18 protein-coding genes and 1 other annotated feature are annotated in these 20833 nt (G+C 42.6%); of the genes, 4 read left to right on the top strand and 14 right to left on the bottom strand.

Features of this window, described 5'->3' with window-relative positions; translation table 11 throughout:
- Positions 1 to 4: 4 nt before the first annotated feature.
- From atpH to B5F18_RS06200, 8 genes are all read right to left on the bottom strand, one after another.
- Positions 5 to 508, bottom strand: coding sequence for an ATP synthase F1 subunit delta (gene atpH, locus B5F18_RS06165; RefSeq protein ID WP_162607550.1), 504 nt, complete (start codon positions 506 to 508; stop codon positions 5 to 7).
- Positions 492 to 989 (bottom strand): F0F1 ATP synthase subunit B, encoded by a 498-nt coding sequence (gene atpF, locus B5F18_RS06170; RefSeq protein WP_087156802.1) that lies wholly within the window; start codon positions 987 to 989, stop codon positions 492 to 494. Before atpF ends, atpH begins: the two co-directional genes overlap by 17 nt.
- 43 nt (positions 990 to 1032) lie before the next feature.
- Positions 1033 to 1257 (bottom strand): ATP synthase F0 subunit C, encoded by a 225-nt coding sequence (gene atpE / locus B5F18_RS06175; protein ID WP_087156803.1) that lies wholly within the window; start codon positions 1255 to 1257, stop codon positions 1033 to 1035.
- A gap of 34 nt (positions 1258 to 1291) precedes the next feature.
- Positions 1292 to 1954, bottom strand: coding sequence for a F0F1 ATP synthase subunit A (locus tag B5F18_RS06180; RefSeq protein WP_087156804.1), 663 nt, complete (start codon positions 1952 to 1954; stop codon positions 1292 to 1294).
- Between the two features lie 268 nt (positions 1955 to 2222).
- On the bottom strand, positions 2223 to 2468 hold the full coding sequence (locus B5F18_RS06185) for a hypothetical protein (RefSeq protein ID WP_087156805.1): 246 nt from the start codon (positions 2466 to 2468) through the stop codon (positions 2223 to 2225).
- Between the two features lie 87 nt (positions 2469 to 2555).
- Complete coding sequence (locus tag B5F18_RS06190) at positions 2556 to 3209, bottom strand: DUF1847 domain-containing protein (RefSeq protein ID WP_330394119.1); 654 nt, start codon at positions 3207 to 3209, stop codon at positions 2556 to 2558.
- A 186-nt stretch (positions 3210 to 3395) separates the two neighbouring features.
- Positions 3396 to 5819 (bottom strand): leucine--tRNA ligase, encoded by a 2424-nt coding sequence (leuS, locus tag B5F18_RS06195; RefSeq protein ID WP_087156807.1) that lies wholly within the window; start codon positions 5817 to 5819, stop codon positions 3396 to 3398.
- A 109-nt stretch (positions 5820 to 5928) separates the two neighbouring features.
- Positions 5929 to 6159 (bottom strand) — a binding site (T-box leader).
- Positions 6160 to 6200: 41 nt separating this feature from the next.
- Complete coding sequence (locus B5F18_RS06200; RefSeq protein WP_087156808.1) at positions 6201 to 7538, bottom strand: hemolysin family protein; 1338 nt, start codon at positions 7536 to 7538, stop codon at positions 6201 to 6203.
- 241 nt (positions 7539 to 7779) lie between these two features.
- Here B5F18_RS06200 and B5F18_RS06205 point away from each other — a divergent pair, with 241 nt between their 5' ends.
- Positions 7780 to 8202, top strand: coding sequence for a hypothetical protein (locus B5F18_RS06205; RefSeq protein ID WP_087156809.1), 423 nt, complete (start codon positions 7780 to 7782; stop codon positions 8200 to 8202).
- Positions 8203 to 8298: 96 nt separating this feature from the next.
- Here the strand turns inward: B5F18_RS06205 and B5F18_RS06210 are convergent, their stop codons facing one another.
- Together B5F18_RS06210 and B5F18_RS06215 are read right to left on the bottom strand one after the other, a co-directional pair.
- Complete coding sequence (locus B5F18_RS06210; protein ID WP_087156810.1) at positions 8299 to 9906, bottom strand: hypothetical protein; 1608 nt, start codon at positions 9904 to 9906, stop codon at positions 8299 to 8301.
- A 160-nt stretch (positions 9907 to 10066) separates the two neighbouring features.
- Positions 10067 to 12142 (bottom strand): elongation factor G, encoded by a 2076-nt coding sequence (locus B5F18_RS06215; RefSeq protein WP_087156811.1) that lies wholly within the window; start codon positions 12140 to 12142, stop codon positions 10067 to 10069.
- 209 nt (positions 12143 to 12351) lie between these two features.
- Here B5F18_RS06215 and B5F18_RS06220 point away from each other — a divergent pair, with 209 nt between their 5' ends.
- From B5F18_RS06220 to B5F18_RS06230, 3 genes are all read left to right on the top strand, one after another.
- Complete coding sequence (locus tag B5F18_RS06220) at positions 12352 to 13446, top strand: prephenate dehydrogenase (RefSeq protein WP_087156812.1); 1095 nt, start codon at positions 12352 to 12354, stop codon at positions 13444 to 13446.
- A 26-nt stretch (positions 13447 to 13472) separates the two neighbouring features.
- On the top strand, positions 13473 to 14771 hold the full coding sequence (gene aroA / locus B5F18_RS06225; protein WP_087156813.1) for a 3-phosphoshikimate 1-carboxyvinyltransferase: 1299 nt from the start codon (positions 13473 to 13475) through the stop codon (positions 14769 to 14771).
- Between the two features lie 94 nt (positions 14772 to 14865).
- Entirely contained in the window at positions 14866 to 16023 is a 1158-nt protein-coding gene (locus tag B5F18_RS06230) for a cyclopropane-fatty-acyl-phospholipid synthase family protein (RefSeq protein ID WP_330394120.1), read from the top strand.
- 57 nt (positions 16024 to 16080) lie between these two features.
- On the opposite strand, the gene ald is transcribed toward B5F18_RS06230, so the two are convergent.
- From ald to B5F18_RS06250, 4 genes are all read right to left on the bottom strand, one after another.
- Positions 16081 to 17196: an alanine dehydrogenase gene (gene ald / locus B5F18_RS06235; protein WP_087156814.1), complete on the bottom strand. Its 1116-nt coding sequence runs from the start codon at positions 17194 to 17196 to the stop codon at positions 16081 to 16083.
- Between the two features lie 373 nt (positions 17197 to 17569).
- Positions 17570 to 18619 (bottom strand): pyridoxal phosphate-dependent aminotransferase, encoded by a 1050-nt coding sequence (locus B5F18_RS06240; RefSeq protein WP_087156815.1) that lies wholly within the window; start codon positions 18617 to 18619, stop codon positions 17570 to 17572.
- Positions 18620 to 18638: 19 nt separating this feature from the next.
- Positions 18639 to 19274: a GNAT family N-acetyltransferase gene (locus tag B5F18_RS06245; protein WP_087156816.1), complete on the bottom strand. Its 636-nt coding sequence runs from the start codon at positions 19272 to 19274 to the stop codon at positions 18639 to 18641.
- Between the two features lie 130 nt (positions 19275 to 19404).
- On the bottom strand, positions 19405 to 20820 hold the full coding sequence (locus B5F18_RS06250; RefSeq protein WP_087156817.1) for a GldG family protein: 1416 nt from the start codon (positions 20818 to 20820) through the stop codon (positions 19405 to 19407).
- Positions 20821 to 20833: the final 13 nt, after the last annotated feature.

Below are 20833 nucleotides of genomic sequence, written 5' to 3' on the forward strand. Positions count from 1 at the left end.
CTGTTCACCTCCGTATCAAATTCTGTTTCAATTTCAGGAAACGGCCCCGCAGGCTGAAATCATACTCAATCCCGTCTGCCTGGAGTAAAAAACCTCCGATCAGGGACTTGTCCTCTTTTTTCTGCAGAATCACTTTTTGAACATGAAATTTCTTTTGAAGAAATGTTTCTATCTGTTCGCTCTGCGCCTGATCCGGGGCAGTCACATAGTATAAATCTGCCCTCAGCACGCCATTTTCTTTGTCCGCGTACTCCTTGTATGTCTTGATTATATCGGAAAGGAGCGATGCTCTTTGTCTGGAGCATGCCACCTTCAAAAAGTTTCTGATCTTCTCTGGAAAAACTTTGTCGATCAAGTGTTTTTTTACCTGAATGGAGACCAGCGGGTTCTCCAGCACGGTCTGTAGATTTGGATTTTCCAAGAGCACTGCCTTTGTCTTTTCGATATCTTCTGCCGGCACATGCAGATCATACAACACCTGTGCGTAACTTCTAACGGCCTGTTTCATCTGCATCACCTGCTTTTTCTAAAAATTGCTCATACAGTTTCCTGTCATTTTGGGCACTGTCCTTGTCCTCAGTCACCTTCATGGCAGCTTCCATTGCAAGCTCTGCCACCTGGTTTTTCAGATCACGGATCGTCTTTTCTTTTTCAAGCTCAATATTTTCCTGGGCTTTATTGATAATCTGTCCTGCACGGACATCTGCATCTTTTACAATACGGTCATATTCTGCTTTTGCGTTTTCTTTTGCTCTTGCCACAATCTGCTCAGACTGCACACCAGCGTCCGCAAGTGCCTCTTCATACTGCTTTTTCAGTCCAAGAGCTTCTTCTTGTTTTGATCTCGCCTCGGCAAGCCCGTCCTCGATCATTTTCTTTCTCTTATCCATGATCTCCATTACAGGCCCGAACAAAAACTTCTTCATTAACCAGTAAAAAACAAGCAGGTTGATGATCGTAAAGACAAGGTTGATATTTAATTTGAGCATTCCCCCTGCGCCTGCCTTTCTTCAAAAATACACCGAATCATCTTTAGCCTAAGAATAAGATGATAAGGATTGCCACAACGAAACCATAGATAGCCGTTGCCTCTGCAAGTGCACAACCAAGCAACAGCGCTTTGCTGATCTTTCCCTCTGCCTCAGGCTGTCTTGCGATCGCCTCTGTTGCCTTTGAAGTTGCGATTCCAATACCAACCCCTGCTCCAATACCAGATAATACTGCAATACCTGCTCCAATTGCGATTAAAGATGTCATAGTTCATTTCTCCTTTTCTTCATCAAATCTTTTGTTACTCAATCGCTTCTTTTATAAATAAAGAAGTTAAAAATACAAATACATAGGCCTGAATCAACCCGTCAAAAATATCAAAGTAAAAACTAAACGGAATCGGCAATAATACAGGAAGTATCAATTTGAGCAATTCCATTACTACAAATGCTCCCAATACGTTTCCGAAAAGCCGCATACACAATGATACCGGCCGGATAAATACCTCCAACACATTGATCGGTGCGATGATAGGCATCGGCTCTGCAAAGCTCTTCACCCATTTTTTTGCACCTTTTTTGTGAATTCCCGCATACTCGATCAAAACAATGCTCATGATCGCCAAGGCTGCCGTGACATTCATGTCTTTTGTCGGAGACTTAAACCCTAAAAGGCCAATCAGGTTTGCAATTCCTATGTAAAGCGCTACTGTCATCAAATACGGAACATAACGTTTTCCGTCCTTTCCTAAAATTCCCTCAAAGAAATCCTGCAGAAAGCTTACGAATGATTCCAGCGCCAACTGCTTGCGGCTGACATTTTCTACCTTTAAATTTCTCACCAATATGATGCTAAGCAGTGTGACGACTCCCATGATGATCCAAGTCACCACAACAGATTCCAGCACCGGTATTCCCTTTCCGATCGGGATGGTAAAAACCGTATCGCAGTTTAGTTCTTTCATTAATTCCTCTGCAAACTTCTCCGTATTACTCCCTCCTTCTTTTTTCTCTTTTGAACCTGCTTATTGTAACCCTTTAATTTTGGAACTGACAATATGCACATTTCCCTTTTTTACACATAATCTGCTCAGGATTTTACCAAATTTGACGAAAAAAATTTTTTTGCTCTATAAAACCATAAAATTTATAACTTTTTTATAAAATATTTACACCTAACCCCTTGTTCCATAATTTTTTCTTATCCATCCATAAATAATAATTAAAATTTTCTTATAAATTTCTTTCAAGGTCAGTGAGCCATTTGGCAATTTCTTTAAGTCCTTCTTCTGAAAACTCTGTTTCTTTCCACTTCTTTTTCTCATCAGGTGTCGCAGTATACGCATAGGGTCCCTCCCACGCACAGGCAGCCAACATATCCTCTCTTTTTTCTATCCGATATCTGAATTTCTTGTCTCCTCCTGTGAAGGCAGCCTTTTTATAAAAATTAAGTGATAATAATGTTTCTCTTTTGATCATGTCATTTTCCTTTCTTTAAATTAATAAATAAAGAAACAGGCCTGGATGTCAGGCCTGTCAAAATCATCTCTTTTCAGGTATGAGTAATCAAAACTCTTTGGTTTCTTCCCCCCTGCCATCCTGTTCCAGCAATCTCTTATAATAAGAATTTGCAGTATAAAGCGCTGCCACAGGATTATGTCCAAGAACCCTGTCTTTTGTCACAAGTGTAGTTACCAGTGCGTCTGAATATTTATAAAACAGGCTATCGTGTCCCACACTAAGTCCCATTACAATATTCAAATCCGTATGCTCTGCATTCAGCCTCTTTGCCTGATGAATAGGGTTACACATATTTACACCTACTTTTTTACAAGATTCATCAATTCCTACCACTGTTTTATCAACTGCCCCTGCTTTACAGGCAACTCCAAATACCTCGAATCCTTTTTTCCTCAGAATGGACGCTAATGTACGGGATTCACTGATCAATCCCACACATGTGGCAATACCAATTTTTTTTGCACCTATCCGCTTTGCAAATTGTATCGTCTCCTCCACTCTTGTCAGAATACCATAGTATTCTGCCTCTACATTGGCGGCATGGATCATTACCTTATGGTTCTCTTCCTCATTGTATAATTCCAGTGACTGTTTTAAAACTTCCTCGTCACTGTTCTCCGTGGTCAGACAGAATTTGGGATATGTCCTATTCTGTACATCACAGTTGATAACCGCACAGTCTACGCAGCTTCTGATCATCTTTTTTTCTTCCAAAGTCTCCACCTCGCTCATCTTTAATTATATAGGCCAATCAATCCATTTACAACGGCCTGTGTTGGGTCAGGAATGATACCGTGGCATCTGCGGGATACAAAGACACGCGGATAATGTAAAAATAGCATAAGTAGCTTTCCCGCTACTTACACTATTTTTTAACTTTGTCTTTTATTTCATGACAATATTGATAATTCTTCCTGGCACATAGATTTCTTTTACTACATTTCCTGTCAGCTTATCCGCAACTGCCTCTTTTCCAGCTGCAATAGCGTCCTCTTTCGCCACATCCACAGGAAGTGTCACAACTGCTCTTGTCTTTCCGTTAATCTGAACAGCAATCTCTTTTTCGTCGTCTTTCATCTTGTTTTCGTCATAAGTCGGCCATCCTGCATGGAATACGGAACCTTCATTTCCAAGCTGCTGCCAGAGTTCTTCTGCAATGTGCGGAGCAAACGGAGCAAGCAGTACGGATAAAGTATTCATTGTTTCTTTGTCAATACCGCCCTCCTTCTTTGCAATCTCCACAAGTTTGTTTGTATGTTCCATGAAACCGGAGATCACAGTATTCAGACTGAAACTTTCCAGACGTGTTGTGATATCATAGACAAGTTTGTTTCTCTCTTTTACAAGTTCTTTTGTCTCTTCTACATCCGCATCTTTTGCGTCCATCACAAGATTCCATACTTTTTTCAGGAAACGGTACACGCCGTCGATTCCTCTGTCATCCCACTCAGCATCAAGTTCCGGAGGACCTACAAACAGCTCGTACATTCTAAGAGAATCACATCCATAATCTCTCACCAGATCATCCGGTGACACAACATTCCCTTTGGATTTGCTCATTTTGATTCCGTTCTTTCCTGTGATCATACCCTGGTTGAACAGTTTCTTAAACGGCTCGTCAAAATCGATCGCTCCAATGTCGCACAGGAATTTTGTATAAAATCTGGAGTACAGAAGGTGAAGCACTGCATGTTCCACCCCTCCGATATACATGTCTACTGGCAGCATTTCGTCCGCTTTTTCCCTGGAAACCAGTTCTTTAGAATTGTGATTGTCCACATAGCGCAGGAAATACCAGGAGGATCCTGCCCACTGCGGCATGGTGTTTGTCTCGCGTTTCGCAGGGGAACCACATTTCGGGCATGTTGTATTTACCCAGCTTTCGATCCCCGCAAGCGGAGATTCCCCTGTACCTGTCGGCTCATAGGAATCCACCTCCGGCAATGTCAACGGCAATTCTTCTTCAGGTACCGGTACTGCCCCGCAGTGCGGACAGTGTACGATCGGTATTGGTTCTCCCCAGTAACGCTGACGTGAGAATACCCAGTCACGCAGTTTGTAATTCACGGTCTTTCTTCCGATTCCGCGCTCTTCTATCATCATCGGAGCCTCTTTTTTGAGCACTGCGGATTCCATGCCATTCCATTCTCCGGAATTGATCATCGTTCCTGCAGCCTCAGTGTAGGCTTCGGTCATATTCTCAATCTCTTTTCCATCCTTTGCAATTACCTGGATGATCGGAATATGAAATTTGGTTGCAAATTCAAAGTCACGGTCATCGTGTGCAGGTACGCACATGATGGCTCCTGTTCCATAATCTGCAAGTACATAATCAGACAGCCAGATCGGCACTTTTGCTCCATTGATCGGGTTGATCGCATAACTTCCTGTGAAGACACCTGTCTTTTCTTTGTCCTGGAGTCTGTCTACGTTGGATTTCATAGATGCCTCATAGATGTATTTTTCTACTGTTTCTCTTGTCTCATCTGTTGCCAGGTCTTTTGCAAGTGCATGCTCCGGTGCAAGAACCATGAAGGTTGCTCCGTAAAGAGTATCCGGTCTTGTCGTGTAAACCGTGATCTTGTCTTCTCTTCCATCTACTTGAAAATCTACTTCTGCGCCGTAAGATTTTCCGATCCAATCCGCCTGCATTTTCTTTACTTTTTCCGGCCAGTCCAGTTTATCCAGATCATTTAAGAGACGTTCTGCATATTTGGTAATTTTTAACATCCACTGACGGAGATTTTTCTTTGTAACCTCTGTACCGCAGCGCTCACATTTTCCGTTTACAACTTCCTCGTTTGCAAGCCCTGTCTTACAGGACGGACACCAGTTGATCGGAAACTCTTTTTCATATGCAAGCCCTTCTTTGAACATCTTTACAAAAATCCACTGGGTCCATTTGTAAAACTCCGGATCTGTTGTATTGACTTCCATATCCCAGTCATACAAAGCTGCGATATCATTGATCTGCTTTTTGATGTTTTTTACATTCTCCGCTGTTGAAATTGCCGGGTGAACACCCATCTTGATCGCATAGTTTTCCGCCGGAAGCCCGAATGCATCCCATCCCATCGGATGAATGATATAGTATCCCTGTAAAAGCTTATAGCGGCTCCACACATCGGAAATCACATATCCTCTCCAATGTCCTACGTGAAGCCCATTTCCTGACGGATATGGGAACATATCCAGACAGTAGTATTTTTCTCTTTTTCCGTTTTCATCCTCTTTGACATTTACCGGGCTCTTTTCCCAGTTCTCGCGCCATTTCTTTTCAATCGCCTTATGATTATAAGGTACTGCCATTTTCATCTCCTCCTACTTCTTTCTGAATCCAAAAGGGACTCCGCTCCAGAATAAACAAAGTGGAAAGGATTTTCCTATAGAATAAAAAAGCTTCCGTCTCTTTATTTTCGAAAGAGACGGAAGTCTTTGTATTCCGTGGTACCACTCTTTTTCATCCGGTCTGCTATCCTGCAGACAAAATGCACTTTAATTTCTGTAACGGGAATTCCCGCCTCCGACTACTTTCTTTCATCGGAAGAACTCCAAGGCGAGTTCAAAACCTTTCATTCACTGCCTTCCACCACCCGGCAGCTCTCTGCTGAACAAAACAGTTTCTACTGATCCTTTTCTATGTCTTTACTTATTTCATTTTCTATAGACTTTTTTTATTGTATCATAATCTTAAATTTTGTCAAGTTCCTGCACCGGCTCTTTTTTCTCGATCCAGGCCTTGCTTACTTTTCTGTCCTTCACTTCATCAACTATGATGTTGTACTCTCCGACCGGAATCTTAAAGCTGTCGCCATCCTCCGGAATCCGTTTCATATAATAGTATACAAATCCATTGAGAGTCTCATAGTCTTCTCCCGGGTTCAACCGGATTCCAGTGACCTCTTCCAGTTCATCAATCTCCACATTACCTAGAACTTTCCACTTATTCTCCGCTGTCTGTACGATCGGCTGTTCTTCCGGGGAATCATATTCATCGTAAATATTACCCACAATCTCTTCCAGTAAATCTTCTATGGTGATGATTCCTGAAATCATACCAAATTCGTCCACCACAACTGCAAAATGTACTTTCTTTTTCTGCATATCATGGAACAGCCTGTCTGCAGCCATATTCTCAGGCACAAAATAAGCTGTGCGCAAAAGCTTTTTCACATTCCCGGCACCGCCTTTTTGCAGATCCAAAAGGAAATCTTTTGCATTTAAAATCCCGACAATATTCTCCGGGGTATCCTGGTAAACAGGGAAACGGGACAAGCCGCTTTCCTGAATGATTTTTAAGATTTCTTCCCTGTCCTCATCCAGAGCGATCTTTACAACATCCGGTGCATGCACCATAACATTGCGGATAGCACTGTCGCCAAGTTCAAACACATTTTCAATCCATTCCTTTTCTTTCTGGTCGAGAATTCCTTTTTTTTCTCCAAGGTCCACCATCAACCGAATCTCATCCTCCGTGACTTCCTCTTCCTCTGCCTCTGTTTTCATATGCAGCAGCCGCAGCATTGCATTGGTGGACAAAGATAAAAATGAAATGATCGGTTTCATGACAACTGAAATCCCGCGGATCACTCCACAGGAAAGTTTTGCTACCTGGTAAGACTTCTGCATTGCAATTCGTTTTGGAACAAGTTCTCCGAATATCAAAGTAAAATATGACAAGATGCAGGTAATGATGACAACCGAAATCGTATCCAATGTCTTCATACCGATCGACTGAAATCCTAGATCATAGTAGATCCAATCCACCAAATATCCAGAAAAATTTTCAGCCGCAAAAGCACTTCCCAAAAATCCGGCCATGGTAATTCCTATCTGGATCGTTGAGAGAAATCCGGCCGGCTCCTCCGCCATCCGAAGAAGACTTTTTGCCTTTTTGTCCCCCTCCTCGGCACTTTTTCTCAACATCGGCACATTCAGTGAAATCACTGCAATCTCGGCTGATGCAAAAAATGCATTTAAAAGAATCAAAACAATCTGCAACAGAATCTGACTGGGTATCGAGTCCACGTAACATCACTCCTTTTCTAAATATGAACTCTTATAAATAATAATTTAAAATTGAAACTATCATATGATATACTCCTCAAAAAGTCAAGCACTATTTCGCTCCCCAAAATTGTATATATCGCATAAAAAATTCTAAAATTTTATTTTCATATTGTCTATTTTGATAGATTATTGTATAATACAAACAAGATTTAATCTTTCAAGAGCAAGTAAAAATACATATAAAAAAGGAGACTTTATTATGGTGAATTTATTAACAGGCCCAAAAGGCAGCGGAAAAACACAACAAATGATCGAACTCGCAAACAAAGCCGTAAAAGATTGCAATGGAAATGCTGTATTCATTAAAAAAAGCCACAGGGATACGTACAGCTTATCCTTCAATATTCGTGCCATCTGCATGGATGACTACACAACGATCACGAATACAGATGCTTACATCGGTTTCCTCTACGGTATGATAAGCGGAAACAGCGATATTGAATGCATCTTTATTGATGGAATTTTGAAACACGCTGATATTTCTCTTCAAAATATCCCTTCCTTTATTGAATCATTAAAGAAAATCTCCCAGGAACATAAAATTGATTTTTATGTAAGCGTCAGTGCGAAAAATGACGATTTGTCCAATATCAATATGGATGGCTGCAAAATTTTAAACTAACATTTCGTGTTATCTTGCTCAAAAAAGACGGAATAAAGAGCAAAAGTTCATTTGCTTAGACTGAAAAAGGTGCCATACGGCACCTTTTCTTCACTTCTATTCCTTCAGGATTTCTGTCACTGTATTGGTCTTTGTCCCTTGTTTATATTTCAGTTTTATCTGGGAACCAACATCGTAACGGATGATATCAATATTCTCAGCAACTGAGACATCGAAAATTTCCTGAGAATTCTCCAGCATAATATAATAATGTGAGTTTCCCTCTATAACACTTTGAGCTATTTTTGTGACTGTACCCGAGATTTCCAGCTCATCGGCTGTGTTTTGTCCATTCTCTGTGCCAATACCATTTTTTGCAAGCATGTCATGGTACTGCTCTTCGCAGGCGCTTATTGTGTCATCGATGGCTACAACCTGATATTTCGATACATTTACCATCGCATATTTTTTGACAAGCCCCGCATCATCCTTCAACGCAATAAAGTATGTCGGTTCCCCGGAAACATTCAAAAGCAGCGGGAATGTAGCCTTGTATTTCAGATCCTGAACCTGGCCTTCTGCCGATGACATGGCAGATGTCTCAGTAGCTCCCTCCACCGGATAGTATTTTGTCTCCATTGTTCTTTGATTCATCAGGACAAACCCTACATTGGACTGATCACTTGTGATGGAAGTCACACCTGTATACACCCATACGTCGTCATCAATGGCAAGGAAATTGTATCCCTCAGTTGTCTTTAGACAGTCTTTTTGTCCAAGAATACTGTTAAAAAATCCATGTTTCAATGTTCCATGATAATTATAGAGCTCTACAAGCAAATCTGCTGAGTATGCTCTGTCGATCCACTGTGGTACGTCTTCAATCGCATAATCGACTGTTTCCCCTGTAATTGCATTGCACAGGACAACACGTCCGATCGTCTCTCCTCCGAACAGTCCGATATTGAACTTCTTCACCGGAGCAATCCAGTACGGAACTCCATCATCATCAATCTCAAAACTTAAGTCATCAAAAATATACGTTGGATAGCGGAACCGCAAATGACGGTATATGTTCCGGTTAAAGTACTCACTTGTAGAATACTTCATTCCCTCAGACATTTTTACAAGCTCTGTTGTCTGCGTTGTCATATCGATCATAATGTAGGCCGGAATACCCTCTTTTCTATTTGTAAACCATTTGATCGGGTTTGCATATTTAAGCGGGGTCACTCTTACTGGTTTTTCTTTATAATTGATCTGGCTGTACAGGCTGTCCACCTCAAACTGAGACACCATATCAGACATGCTGCCCATTTTACGGTTACCCAAGATCTCCGCTGACTCCTTGTCAAGGATTGGAATCTGGTCAAACGTAAGCTCTTCAATATCCTCCGTAAATTTTCCATCTTCCACTTTCAAAAGTTTCTGATATTTCTTCGCGTTTACGATCGGTGAGGACAAAAGCGTCCCGATCACATACACAAGGATGAGCAAGAGTAAAAGACCGCCAAGCCCTTTGATTACTTTTGATTCTTTCAATTCGTTTCTGCCAAGTCGTTTCTTTACTGCATACACAACTGCAATAACAGCCACTGCGGCAAAAATAAAAATCCAAAAATTCGAAGAATGGATATTGATTGCCGGAAGTGTGATATAGTAGTAAAGAAATGCAACGATGACAACAACTGCAGCGCCCAAAATTTTTCTCCCTAAATGTTTCATATATTCCTCCTTTTCCCTCCATATGGGATATAAAATTAACTGTAGCAAAGCACCTTGTCTTTGTCAAATAAACCGACAGTATTTATTTAAATTTTATAATATTAAAAGGGGCGCTGTCAGTCACAGCGCCTCTTATCATCTATTATGCTCTCATTCTCTTTTACTCTTCAGCTGCACGTTTTGCAACTTCCTTTTCCTGTACATCGGACGGAGCCTGCTCATAGCGTGCAAACGTATATTCAAAAGTACCTCTTCCTCCTGTCATGGAACGGAGAACCGTGCAGTAACCGAACATTTCCATCATAGGCACATCGGCTTCAATAATCTGTCCTCCTCCGTGAATCGGTGTCATGCCGAGCACACGTCCTCTTCTTTTATTCAAATCTCCCATGACATCGCCGGTATATTCGTCCGGAACCGTAACCTTTACGCTTGCGATCGGCTCCAGAAGAACTGGTGAGGCTTCCATGAATCCTTTTTTAAATGCCTGGATGGTCGCAGTTTTGAACGCCATCTCTGAAGAATCCACCGGATGATAGGAACCATCATAGAGAACTGCTTTTACGCCGACAACCGGATACCCCACCATAGGTCCTTTCAGAACGGACTCCTGAAGCCCTTTTTCCACAGCAGGGAAGTAATTCTTTGGCACTGCACCTCCGACTACCTCTTCCTCGAATACAAATGGAGTTTCCAAGTCTCCGGACGGTTCAAATCTCATCTTGACATGTCCATATTGGCCGTGTCCTCCGGACTGTTTCTTATATTTACTGTCCACATCTGATTTCTTGCGAATCGTTTCCCTAAATGCTACTTTCGGCACTTCCAGTGCAACTTCCACTTTATATCTTGCCGCAAGCTTGCTCACTGCAATCTCAAGATGCTGGTCTCCCATTCCATAGAGAAGGCTTTGACGGTTCTCGCTGTCATTTACAGCCTTCAATGTGATATCCTCTGTCACCATCTTGGCTAAAGCCTGGGAAACTTTGTCCTCATCTCCTTTTGTCTTCACCACATATCTCATATATGTATATGGCTGGGAATACTCTGTCTTCTGATATACGATCTGCGCAGATTTTGCTGATAAGGTATCTCCTGTTTTTGCCGTTGACAATTTTGCAATGGCACCGATATCTCCAGCGTGCAGCTCCGGCACTTCCACAGGTTTATTTCCGCACATGGTGTAGAGCTTATTGAGTTTTTCTTCTGTCTCGGAGGTCGCATTGAAGAGGGAATCCTCTCCTTTCAAAACGCCTGAGCACACTTTTATGAAGGAATACTTTCCAATAAATGGGTCTACCATTGTCTTGAATACATAAGCACTTTTTGCTTTTGCAAAATCATAGTTGGCCTCAAAAATTTCGTTGGTCGTACGTTTGATTCCTACGCATGCCCTCTTGTCAGGACTTGGGAAAAATCTTACGATATCGGAGAGAAGGTTTGCCACTCCCTGTGCCTGGATATTGGATCCCATTCCAATCGGAACGATACTGCCGTCCATAACATTCGTTCGCAGTGCAGCCCTGATCTCCTCTATAGAAAATTCCTCACCTGCAAAATATCTTTCCATGAATTCATCACTTGTCTCTGCCACTGCCTCGAGCAGTTTTTCGCGGCACTGTTCTGCATTTGGAAGACAATAATCCGGAATCTCACACTCTTCTCTTTTTCCGACTCCGGTGAAACGTCTTCCCGCATATTTGATGATATTGACATATCCTACAAATTTTTCATTTTCACGGATCGGAATCTCACGCGGTGCAATAACCTTTCCGTACCTTTCCGTCATGTCTTCCACAACCTGCCTGAAACTTGCGTCATCCACATCCATGTCTGTCACATAGACCATACGAGGAAGTTTATACTTGTCACACAACTCCCATGCCTTTTCCGTTCCGACTTCCACACCTGCTTTTCCGGAAACAACAATAATCGCGGCATCCGCTGCGCTCACTGCTTCCTCCACTTCACCTACAAAGTCAAAGTAACCAGGGGTGTCCAGAATATTGATCTTTGCTTTTTCCCATTCAATCGGAATCAAACTGGTGCTGATCGAGAATTCACGTTTTTGTTCTTCTTTATCAAAATCGCTGACCGTATTGTGTTCTGTTATCTTCCCCATACGGTTTACGGCTCCTGATACGTACAGCATTGCTTCTACAAGACTGGTTTTTCCGCATCCTCCATGTCCTAAAAGGACCACATTACGAATCTCATCTGTTCTGTAAACTTTCATATTAGTGCTGCCTCCTTACCGGTTGTATTTCATGGGTATATTTTACTAAAATAATTACTTATTTACAAGTCTTTTATGCAATTCACACAAATTTTATTCTCTTGTCCCTTTTTACTTTTCCACTTTAAAGCATCACAGATTGACATTTCCATTAAATTCTTATACAATAAAACAATCACAAAACAAGACAGAAAGGATGGAATAAAATCATGAAAAGAATAGGATTCATCGGACTTGGTCTCATCGGCGGCTCTATTGCAAAGGCAATCCGCCAGTATTATCCTGATGACTATGAATTGGCCGCTTTTGACAAGAGCAGAGAAACACTGGCTCTTGCGGTCCAGGAAAATATTATTGACATCTCCTGCTCCTCTATCGACGAAAATTTCCGGCACTGCAGCTACATTTTTCTCTGCGCCCCGGTTTCCTATAATAATGCGTATTTAAAACAGCTTGCTCCTTACCTTACAGAGGACACCATTCTCACTGATGTGGGAAGTGTGAAAACTTCCATCCACGAGGAAATAAAACAGCTTGGACTTGAGCAGTATTTCATCGGCGGACATCCCATGGCAGGTTCTGAAAAAACAGGTTTTTCAAACGCAAAGGCCGTGCTGATCGAGAACGCATACTACATCCTCACACCGACAGAGAAGACTGATCCAAAAAAAGTGGAAGAATACCGCTCTTTTGTGGAATCACTGCACGCTCTGCCTCTTGTTTTGAATTACAAAGAGCACGATTATGTGACCGGAACGATCAGTCATCTGCCTCACATTATCGCATCAGGTCTTGTCAACTTCGTGCACGATACCGATACAAAGGACGGACTGATGAAACTTCTTGCAGCCGGGGGATTTAAGGATATCACAAGGATCGCCTCCTCATCGCCTGTCATGTGGCAGCAGATCTGCTTGAAGAATAAACAAAATCTCCTGGAAATTCTTGGGCGCTATATCGACTCTTTAAATAATGCAAAAAAGCTGATTCTGGACAGCAATGAGGAGGGACTGTACCATCTTTTCTCCTCGTCCAAAGATTACAGGGACTCCTTGCCTGACGGCTCTTTGGGTCCTATCAAAAAACTGTTTGCTGTGTACTGCGATATCGTGGACGAGGCGGGTGGCATCGCAACGATTGCGACCATCCTTGCGTCAAACAACATCAGTATCAAAAATATTGGTATTCTGCACAACCGTGAATTTGAAGAAGGTGTGTTGAAGATCGAGTTCTACGATGAGGCCTCCTCACACAAAGCAGCATCCGTACTTCAAAGGCACCGTTATATTATATATGAACGCTAACTATTCAATTATGGAAAGGAGTATTTATGAAACTAGAGAAAGCAAAAGCATTAAACGGAGAAATCACGGTTCCCGGAGATAAATCCATTTCCCACCGCGCTGTCATGTTTGGCGCCATCGCAAAAGGCACCACGGAAATTTCCGGATTTTTAAACGGAGCTGACTGTCTTTCCACAATTCGATGTTTTCGGAAAATGGGGATTGAGATTGAAAATACAGATGACCATGTTCTTGTCCATGGCAAAGGACTGCACGGACTTTCTGCACCTTTGGACACTTTGGATACCGGAAACAGCGGTACAACGACAAGGCTTCTTTCAGGAATTTTAGCCGGACAGAATTTCTCTACCGTACTCTCTGGAGATGCCTCTTTAAATTCCCGCCCTATGGGGCGCATCATAAAGCCTTTGTCTGCCATGGGGGCAGATATTAAAAGTCTGAACAGCAATGACTGTGCTCCGCTTCAGATTTCGCCAAGTACTCTTCACGGGATCCACTATCAGTCCCCTGTTGCTTCAGCGCAGGTGAAATCTGCCTGCCTTCTTGCAGGACTCTACGCACAAGGAGAGACTTGGGTCACAGAGCCGGCGCTGTCAAGAAACCACACAGAGCTGATGCTGAAACAATTTGGAGCATCCATCACTTCCACTGTTTCACCGGATACGAAACATGCAACCGCCAAAGTCATGCCTTGCAAAGAACTTTACGCACAGAAAATTCTAGTTCCGGGGGATATTTCATCCGCAGCCTATTTTATTGCAGCAGGACTTCTCGTACCGGACTCAGAAATCCTCATCAAAAATGTGGGAATCAATCCCACCAGAGCAGGTATTTTGAAGGTTTGCCAAATGATGGGTGCTGACATTACCTATCTCAATCAGAGTACATACGGCGAACCGGTAGCTGACCTTCTCGTAAAAACAAGTGTGCTCTCCGGCACTACCATTGAAGGCGATATCATCCCGACTTTGATCGATGAAATTCCGATCATCGCGGTCATGGCCGCATGCGCACAGGGAACCACTGTCATCAAGAACGCGGCGGAGCTGAAGGTAAAAGAAACGGACCGTATCTTTACGATCACAGAAAACCTGATGAATATGGGGGTGGACATCACACCGACTGCGGACGGAATGATCATCAAAGGCGGATCTCCTCTGAAAGGCGCTACGCTCAACAGTTACATGGACCACAGGATTGCCATGGCGTTTTCCATTGCAGCCCTCACCGCACAGGGGACCACAACGATCGAAAACGATTCTTGTGTCGATGTCTCCTATCCGTCTTTCTACGAAACTTTGGATTCTTTGATGATTTTCCATTAAAAATTGACGGAATTTTTGTATTTTTTTCTCTTGATGATCCAAAAATAGAGTTTTAGAATATAAGGTGAGATTAAAATGACTGGAGGGAATAGACTTGGAAAACATTTTAGTAACCTTTTTAAAGAAATTTACAGATTATCCATTTAAGGTCATTCTGGACGGTAAGGAGTACATGATCGGCGAAGGCAATCCTGAATTTACCGTACATTTCAAAAAACCTATCTCCAAGACAAAACTTCTGACCAGTACATCACTGGCCCTTGGCGAGGCCTACATGGACGGCGATTTGGAAATCGAGGGAGATCTGTATTACGCTCTTGACCATTTTCTGGGTCAGCTTGGCAAATTTTCCACAGATGAATCTGCACTCAAAAAGATCATGCATTCTTCTGTTTCTAAGAAAAATCAGGAAAAAGAAGTGACTTCCCATTATGATATCGGGAATGATTTCTACAAACTTTGGCTGGATGAGACTATGAGTTACTCCTGCGGCTATTTCCGCCATCCTGACGATACGCTTTATCAGGCTCAGGTAAACAAAGTCGATTATATTCTGCAAAAACTGAATCTGAAAGAGGGAATGTCACTTCTCGATATTGGCTGTGGATGGGGATTCCTTTTGATCGAAGCAGCAAAGAAATATAAGATCAATGGTGTCGGCATTACTCTCAGTCATGAGCAGGCGAAAGAATTTGAACGCCGCATTGAGGAGGAAGGACTTCAGGACTGTCTGAAAGTAGAAATCATGGATTACCGGGATCTTCCAAAGAGCGGCTATCAGTTTGACCGTGTGGTAAGTGTGGGCATGGTGGAACATGTGGGGCGTCCGAATTATCAGCTCTTTATTGACTGCGTGAATGCGGTGCTCAAAAAAGGCGGCGTCTTCCTGCTCCACTTTATCAGCGCACTCAAAGAGCATGCAGGGGATCCGTGGATCAAAAAATATATTTTCCCGGGCGGAACCGTTCCAAGCCTGCGTGAAATCCTCTCCTGCATGGCGGAAGATGACTTCCACACCATGGATGTGGAAAATCTAAGACTGCACTACAACAAAACACTGTTGTGCTGGGCAGATAATTTCCATAAACACATGGAAGAAGAAAAAAAGATGTTTGACGAAAGGTTTCTGCGCATGTGGGATTTGTACCTGAATGCCTGCGCTGCAACTTTCCACAATGGCATCATCGACATCCACCAAATCCTTGCCACAAAAGGAATCAACAATGATTTCCCGATGGTTCGGTGGTACTAATATTCCAAATAAAAAGGCATGGATGTTCAGTTTTCACTGATGACCATGCCTTTTTTTCTATTTTATCAGTGTATGGATGTCTGTGTATTCCATCCCAAAGCTGTCCGCTACATTCTTACATGTCAATTTCCCTTCGTACGTATTCACTCCGGAATACATCACTTCATTTTTCCTGCACGCACCTTCCAAACCATCATTTGCAAGAGCCAGTCCGTATTTCAATGTTGCATTTGTCAAGGCGATAGTGGAAGTCCTCGGAACTGCTCCCGGCATATTTCCTACACAATAATGAAGGATTCCATCCACTTCATAGATCGGATCATCGTGTGTTGTGACTTTCGTTGTCTCACAGCAACCGCCCTGGTCCACGGCCACATCCACAATGACGCTTCCTTTTTTCATCTTCTTTAAATACTCTCTTTTCATGATTTTCGGAGCTGCCTTTCCAGGTATAAGAACACTTCCGATCACGACATCTGCCTTGGAAACCGCTTTTTCCACATTGGCATCCGTACTCATCAATGTCTGGATCCTTGCGCCAAAAATATCGTCGAGATACGCAAGCCTTGAAAGATTGATATCCAGTATCGTCACATTTGCCCCAGCTCCCACTGCAATCTTGCAGGCATTGATACCGACCGTACCGCCTCCGAGGATCACAATCTCCGCCTTTGGTGTGCCCGGCACTCCTGAGAGGAGCACTCCCGATCCGCCGTAAGTCTTTTCCAGATATTTTGCCCCTTCCTGTACACTTAACCTTCCGGCTATCTGGCTCATCGGCGCAAGCAATGGAATACTTCCGTCTTTTTCGATCAATGTCTCATATGCGAACCCTTTGATACCGGATGAGAGCATCGCATCTGTCAACTGTTTCTCCGCAGCAAGATGGAGGTAAGTGAACAATACCAAATCTTTTCTAAAATATCCGTATTCTTCCGGCAAAGGTTCCTTTACCTTTACCATCATATCCACGTTTTCCCAGACTTCTTTTGCACTGTCTATGAGTTTCGCGCCGGCATTTTCATATTCCTCATCCAAAAATCCGGAGCCGATTCCAGCCCCTTTTTCCATCCACACTTCATGTCCTGCGCTCACATAGCTTTTTACATGGTCCGGGATGATCCCCACCCGGTACTCTCTGTTTTTGATTTCTTTTACACATCCGACTTTCAACTTCAACATCCTCCTTTTTATATCACACAATATTCCCTTATTCGCGAATATATATGGATACTTTCCCAAATTTATATAAATTTATTATAACTTTCTATATTTCTTTTTGCAATGTCTGTTTCCAAATGTATCCTTTTCTTTTAGATATTGTTATGTTTTTCTTAAGGAATTTTCTTTTTTCTTTATCCACATGTCATAGTTTAATCACATTTATTCTTTATACTAAATGTATCAAAACAAAGAAGACAGCGGTTGTACACGAGAACCTCTGTAGAGCCGCCGGACTTCGCCTAAGCCAGACAGCAGAAATGCTTTTACATAGATTGTTTTTCCTCCAATGAATAAACAGCAAACGGGCGGTGCCGAAGAATCATTACTTCGGCATCGCCCGTTTTGCCTGCTCCAACACTTTGAACAGCCGTTCATTGCAGTTCCTTCTTTTCACTCCTATTCGGTAAAATCCTTTGGAAAGCCCCGGAATATTTCCTGCATCCCGGATAAGAATGCGGGATGCAAGACAGAAATCTCTTAGTCTTCCGTCCGCCCGAAACAGAATAAAGTTTGCTTTAGAAGTAAAATATGGATACTCAAGAGCCTTCAACCTGTCTTCCATCCATCTTCTTTCGCTGCTCACAAATTCTTTTGTCTGCACGATAAACTCTTTCTCCCTCATAGCTGCAACTCCGGCATACTGCGCCGGCACTGACACATTCCATGGCGGAAGTACACTTTTCATGCGGTCTATAAATCCCGTGTCCGAGGACAGTGCATACCCAAGCCGCAGCCCAGGCATGGCAAATGTTTTTGTGAATGTGCGCAAGATTAAAATATTAGGGTATTCATCCAGCTTTTGGATATAGGTGTGCTCGGTTTCCTTGCGCACAAAATCCATAAAACATTCATCCAGCATGACCCGGATGCCCTTCTCCCTGCAAAGCTCCATCATCGGTGCCATCAGCCGTCTCTTTACAAGTCTTCCCGTCGGATTGTTCGGATTGCAGACAACAAACATGTCGTATTTCCCTGAGCTTAAAATATCCAGAATTTCATCCTGGACAACAAAATCAGCTTCTTCTTTTGCAAAATAGTACTCAAATGCACATCCTGTTGCCGTAAATGCCCGTTCATACTCAACAAAAGTAGGGCCAAGGATCAACGCCTTTTTTGGTTTTGCTGCACAGGCGGCTGCATAAATCAGCTCGCTCTCCCCGTTTCCAATGATTAAGCGCTCTCTCGGCTGCAAGAAGGCAGCCTCCATCTCATCCAACAGCCTTGTACAATTCACATCCGGATAATGTTCCGAAAGTTCAACTCCGCGGATTGCTTCTCTTCTGACTTTCTCAGGCAGACCAAAGGGATTGATGCTGATGGAATAATCCAGATTTATCTGCTTGTCGTATATATTTCCTCCATGAATCTCCATCCTTGTCCGCACTCCTCTCTTACTCAACAAAAGAATGGCTCATTATATAGAACTCTTCCTGGCTTGGCTGGTACTTTTTCTCTATTTTTTCAAGAGTATCATCGTATGCCTGTGCTTCTTCCTCAGAAATTGCCATGACCGGACTGTCATAGTAGAACCATTTCCTTCCATCCAGGGCATCGGGCGTAAGCTCTTTGACCATCATGGCTGCCGGATATTTCCCGTTTTCCAGACAAACATTGTACTTTTTGCATCCCACAAAACCACTGCTCACATAATTTGACGGACTTCCAAATATGACGATCACATCATATCCAAGTACCGCTGCGTGCAAAAATGAATGCTCCATAAGCATCTTTCCATACCCTCTTCTCTGATACTGCGGATCCACAGAGACAGGCCCAAAAGTGAGAATTTCTTTTTCTTTTTTATTTTCATCAACCAGTCTGGCTTTTGTGTACATGATATTTCCGATCACTTTTCCATCAAGTTCAAGTACAAAATCCAACTCCGGTATAAAATCTTTGTGTCCGCGCATCTTGCGAACCAGATAATGCTCCACACATCCTGGTATATATTGGTTATAGAACGCTTTTCTTGTGATTTCTTCTACGTTCTTATAGTCTGTTTCCCTTTCATTTCTTATCGTTATCATTCTGTTCTCCTGCTTTTTATAGTTTCTTTTTATATCTTACCATATATCCCTTTTCTTTAAAACTATATCCCCAAAATCAACAAAAGACCATGCAGTGCACATTCTTCTGCACAACATGGTCTTTTGTTCATTACGACTTTCTTCTTTTTATCCACACAACAAAACCGACTAAAATTACAACAATCGGTATTCCAAATATGACGAGCATGCCAATCATCCCTGTATGCGAAATGGCATTGAATGTGACTCCCAGATTTTTTGCCTCAACAGAGACATTTTCCACATCATCAAACCCGCTTGTGACAGCGTTTACAAAAAGTGTCAGGTTGTCAAGAGAAGAAAATGTATCTGTGACAGTGGAATCTATCATATGATTACTGGAAAAGACCGTAAGCCTTGCCTCCTTTCTCTCCTCTTCACTGCCATCTTGCTTCTGTTCTATCGGTTCTGTGGCCACTGCTCCAAGTACATAAGTTCCTTGTTTTTGCTCCTCTTCTGTCACAGCGTATGCATTTTCCGATGTCTCCAAAAACGGAGTCAGGGTGATGGTGTCCCTTTTTGGTGTGCCGGCAGTCATTCCTCTTGTATTGACGATCAAGGCAGTCTCTGACTGAAGTCCTTTTGCCATTTCCCCTGTTGCACTTAAGTTTGGAATCAGGTAATAATAGTTGCCCTGATAACACCTGCTCATGTCCGCAATATACCCTTCTGCCATGTTCAATCCGTATGTGCTCAAAATTTCCTCCAGATTCGGAAGAGCTTTTTCACCATCGCCCATCATGATCATGACATTTCCCCCGGAGTTTAAATATTCCTCCAGGATTGTTTTTTCATCTGCCGTAATGTCCGTGCCAGGTGAGTCAATAAAAATCATGTCACAGTCATCCGGAATCCTGGCATTCATCATAAGATTGAGTTCTTCCATCGCAAAATTGGACTTCTCCAGCATCTCGGACACTGTCGTGGATACTGTCGCCTCTCCGTGCCCTGTTGTGCGGTAAATTTTCTTTGTTGTATCGGAAACCACACTGGCAACAGCGCTCGTGAACTGCCCTTCTGCATCAAACGCGGATTCTGTCATCTGTCCTGTATAAGTGTAGCTTTGCTGAATGATATCTGTAAACAAAATCTGCACGGTTTTTCCTGTATCCGCACAGGAGACAATGATTGTATCCTCCGCTGCGTCATATTCCTCCAGCATTTCCGGATGAAGTTTCGGATCCACCCATTCTACAGAAAGTTTTCCGGAAAGGTCTTTATAATTTTCCACAAATGTTTTGATCCGCTCGTCTGTATTCTTTTTATTTGCCAAAATGGTCAGTTTTACTTCTTTGTCCAGATCTTTTAATATCTTTTTGCTCGTATCTGTAATGGAGTAAAGGTCATTGTCACTGACATCCAGCTTTCTTACTTTTTCCGGCAACAGACCTGCCAGCACATTGATCCCGATCACAGCGGCGAGAAAAACTGCTGTCAGCACAAGGCTGATTCCTCCCCGTCTCATCTTTCTTTGTCTTTCCGGATTCTTCCACATTTTTTTCTTCATAGCTCTTTGTCCT

The organism is Lachnoclostridium sp. An181 (genome assembly GCF_002160325.1).
In the GTDB taxonomy this organism is placed as follows: domain Bacteria; phylum Bacillota; class Clostridia; order Lachnospirales; family Lachnospiraceae; genus An181.